We start from the raw sequence: 4075 nt of genomic DNA on the forward strand, positions 1-4075 counted from the left end.
CGATCTCCGCACAAGGAATGTCGTCGCCGTTCAGACTGCGATGCGTGTGGAAAATCGCCGCTACGAAAACGACTTCTGCAGAGCTTCCTTAACAGCCCCTTCACGGGCTTTTTGAAACCGCTTCTAATGCGCATCCCGTCGCCGGCGTGGGCTATTTCGTGCTCACCAACGGAAGTATCTCAATAATCTGATCGAACAGGACCATCGTCACATCAAGTCAAGAACGAACGTGATGCTTGGATTCAAACGGTTCCGAAGTGCCGCGATCACGATTTCAGGCATCCAGTTGATGCATCGCATTCGCAAGGCGCAGTTCGACCTCTGCGCGCTCAGGCTCAGCGACACCACCGCGCCCGCGGTTTGGAACGCCGTCCTGTTCAATCGATCAGGTACCCCAATCTATAAAGATTATTTCGACCACGCTACCTATTTGCACCGGAGCCACAAAACCAACCTCACCCCCAACATCTGTAAATCGCCCGCACTCCAACATTCGGATCTGGCTTTGACAATTCTCCACTTTGGAATATGCCGGGCCCCGAACTGCGGAAGTCGTCCATCACATCAGAGCCGTTCAAATCACTGCCGCTTACTGCCACCGCGCCTCCAGCGGTCGATGATGCGGCCCACGCACAACAGGTACCTCGTCACATACTTCGTGGTCGCATACTCGACGTAGCCGAGCGGACACCGGGCCCGGTTTACGAACAGATGATCTTCGTGCCCGTGCGATTCCTTTGCGTATTCCACGCAAATCGAGCAGCCGTACCGCGGCAAAGCGAGCAGACATTCCACGCGAAGCCGAGCGGGGATTCCACAGCAAAGCGAGCGCTGCGGACGTGGCGACGCGGGGTGAGTTCTTTTACTCCTTCTCGTCTTCGATGGTCAAACCATTTCGGCGCTTGCGCATCGACTCGCCCGATAGTGTGAGCCGATGCGCGTTGTGAACCAGCCGGTCGAGGATCGCGTCTGCAAGCGTTGGATCGCCGATGGCGGCATGCCAGCTGTCGACTGGAATCTGGCTGGTTACGATTGTCGAACGCCGGCCGTGCCGGTCGTCGAGCACCTCGAGCAGATCACGCCGCGCCGAATCCGACAGCGGCGCCATGGCGAGGTCGTCCATGACGAGGATGTCGGTTTTCGCCCATTGCGCGAGCAGCTTCGCGTAACCGCCGCTACCGTGCGCGATGGCCATCTCCTCGTTGAACTTCGGCATGCGCAGATAGCAGGCCGAGAAGCCGTGACGGCACGCCTGGTTGACCAGCGCACATGCGCCAGCTTTTGCCAAGCCCGGTTGGCGCGACCAGAATTACGTTCTGGCGCGCCCGTATCCATTCACCGGTAAGTAGCCGGGCGAGTAGAGCGCGGTCAAGTCCGCGGGGCTCGCGGTAGTTGATGTCTTCCGGTACCGCGTCAGGGAAGCGCAGCTTCGCGCGGCGCAGCCGCGCCGTGAGAAGGCGTGACTGGCGTTCGCTTGCTTCGCGTTCGACGAGCAGCCCGAGGCGCTCCTCGAAGCCGAGCTGATCGATGCTGTTCTGGGATTGCTGGTCGGCCAGCGCCGCGGCCATGCCGAACAGGCGCAGCTCGTGCAGCCGCTCAACGGTGGGGTGATGCAGCATGTCGATGATCTCCTTTCAGTGGTAGTAGGACGGCCCGCGCACGTTGGCGTGCACGAGCGGCAGTTCGGTCTGGCCGACGGGAGCATCGGCCTTGCTCTCCAGACCATTCTTCAACGTTGAGGCGATGAACCGGTAGCTCGGCGCTTTCAGATCAATGGCACGCTGGCAGGCGGCTTCCAGCCGCGTACGGCCGTAGTCCTTGCCCATGCGCAGCACGCCTAGGCAGGCGCGGTAAGCCTGCTGCGGATGCTGGCGACCGCCGAGCAGGTGTTCGATGACCGCAGCGGTGTGCGGACCGATGTCGGTGGCCCAGTCGATCAGCCGTTGCGGATTCCACTCCGTGGTGGCAGCCCGATGATTCGGAGGCATGTGCGCAGCGATCGTGGTGTGATGGCCACGCCGCTCGCTCTTCGCATGCGCGGCAATACGCTGACCGCGCAGGAAGATCTCGACAGTTGTCTTCGTATGGCGCACGTCGACCTGCTCCCGGGCATGGCAGTACGAGACCGAGTAATAGTGTTCGTCGAGTTCGACGTGGTAATCGATGCCGACGCGGGCAACCTTCCACTGCGCGTACTGGTAAGGCCTTTCTGGCAAGGGCGAAGTGCCGGGCGATCAAGTTCCTCGAAGGCGCTGCGGCGGCAGCCGGGCAGCTTCTTGAACGGCCTGTTGTTCAGTTCGACGAGCAGCGCTGCGATTGCCCGATTGGCTTCGTCGAGGCTGAACAGCCGCTGGTTGCGCAGCCGGGCCAGAATCCAGCGCTGTGCCAGGAGCACCGACTGCTCGACCTTCGCCTTGTCGCGGGGCCGACGTTTGCGTGCCGGGATGATCGCCATCGAGTAATGGGCAGCCATCTCGCCGTAGGTCCGGTTCAGAACCGGATCGTAGAAGTCGGCCTTATGTACGCCGGACTTCAGGTTGTCGGGCACCAGGATCTCGACACAACCGCCGATGAAGTTCAACGCGCGCACATGCGAGCCGATCCAGTCCTCAAGCTGCTGGGTCCAGGTGACCTCGGCATATGTGCAGTTCGATGCGCCGAGCGTCGCGACGAACAGTTCCGCCTCGCGGATCTCGCCGGTGTGTGCGGATCAACGATGCCCGGCCTGTTGCCCGAGTGGTCGATGAACAGCTTCTCGCCCGGAGTGTGTGACTGGCGGAGCGTGACCGGCAGGGCCGCCGCCCAGCGCTCGTAGTGCTTGCAGAACCAACCGTAGCCGTAACCCTCGGGCTCCTGGGCCTTGTACTCGTTCCAGAGCAGGTCCAGCGTTACGCCTCGCCGGCCAAGCTCGCGATGCACGAGCGCCCAGTTGGGCAGAGGGCGTGTCCGGCTCAACGACGGCGGCGGCGGAAACAGCAGCGCCTCGAGTGCCGCGTCGTCCATCGACATGGCCTTCCCGAAGTCCAGTTGCGCACGCCGGGCACGGTCCAGGTAGTCCCAGACCGTCGCGCTCGAAGCGCCGATCGTCGTCGCGATCTCGCGCTGGCTACGTTCACATACGAAACGTAGGCGCAGCACTTCCCCTGATCTGACGCATGGATAACCATTTATTCGACATTCGGCCGCCCGAGAAAATCGTCAAGCGTGCCATGGTTATCCGCGTCGCCGTCCCTCCACCTTACGGCTCGGTTACGCGTGGAATTCGCGCTCGGGCAGTCGTGGAATCCCTGCTCGGTTTGCCGTGGAATCGGCGCTCGCTTTGCTGTGGAATCGGCGCTCGGTTTGCCGTGGAATCAGCGTTCGGTTTGGTGTGGAATACGCAATTCCTTCGAGAAATTGATCGACCGGAATCCCTGCGATTCAAGCCGCTGCTCAAGCCGGGCGACATCCCTCTTCTCCACAAGGCCGCAAAAATCATGGAATTCGATCGCGACCTGGCCAATGTTACGCAGGAACGCGTCCGACAGTGAATCAAGCAGCGGCACCTCGGCGCCTTCGATGTCGACCTTCAGCAAATCGATTTGCGCGATTCCCTGCTGCTGCGTGAACACGTCGATCCGCACAGCGGCCACCTGGACCTCGCGACTGTTCTCGCTGGTACGAATGAACGACGATGCCTCCGAATTCGCCGCCACGAAGAAGCTCGTCGTCCCTGCACGATCGGCAATCGCGAGGTTGAAGGGCTTCACGCGCGCCATGCCACCGAGCCGCGCAAAACAGTCGGGATTCGGCTCGACCGCGTAACAGACGCATTCGTATTTCTCCGACATCAGCCGGGAAAACGTACCGCTGTTCGCGCCCAGATCGATAACAGTGCTGTCTCGATGCAAAAACCGCCGGAAAAAGGTATGTCCGCTGATACGATCCATCGTGTTCTCCAGGAGTTCCCTAGCAGGCTGTTGAAATACCCCTCGCCGGCGAGCAGCACTTCATTTCAATGAGTCGCTGCGCCGGTTTGTGATGTCGATTTGATGCTCAATGCCTTTTATTCAGGTGGAACCAATGCCATCTCCTG

At 60.9% G+C, this 4075-nt stretch carries 1 protein-coding gene and 3 pseudogenes; 1 reads left to right on the plus strand and 3 read right to left on the minus strand.

Annotated elements, in window-relative coordinates; translation table 11 throughout:
- Positions 1 to 166: 166 nt before the first annotated feature.
- A pseudogene (locus ACLFKU_RS42540) lies at positions 167 to 316 on the plus strand (DDE-type integrase/transposase/recombinase); the annotation flags it as partial.
- Between the two features lie 546 nt (positions 317 to 862).
- Here ACLFKU_RS42540 and istB read toward each other — a convergent pair.
- The 3 genes and pseudogenes from istB to ACLFKU_RS42555 form a co-directional block, all read right to left on the minus strand.
- Positions 863 to 1619: pseudogene (gene istB, locus ACLFKU_RS42545) on the minus strand (IS21-like element helper ATPase IstB).
- Positions 1620 to 1634: 15 nt separating this feature from the next.
- A pseudogene (gene istA, locus ACLFKU_RS42550) lies at positions 1635 to 3178 on the minus strand (IS21 family transposase).
- 175 nt (positions 3179 to 3353) lie between these two features.
- Positions 3354 to 3929: an FkbM family methyltransferase gene (locus tag ACLFKU_RS42555; protein ID WP_410853233.1), complete on the minus strand. Its 576-nt coding sequence runs from the start codon at positions 3927 to 3929 to the stop codon at positions 3354 to 3356.
- Positions 3930 to 4075: the final 146 nt, after the last annotated feature.

Origin of the sequence: Paraburkholderia sp. EG304 (genome assembly GCF_046543485.1) — a bacterium.
GTDB classification, from domain to species: Bacteria; Pseudomonadota; Gammaproteobacteria; order Burkholderiales; family Burkholderiaceae; genus Paraburkholderia; species Paraburkholderia youngii.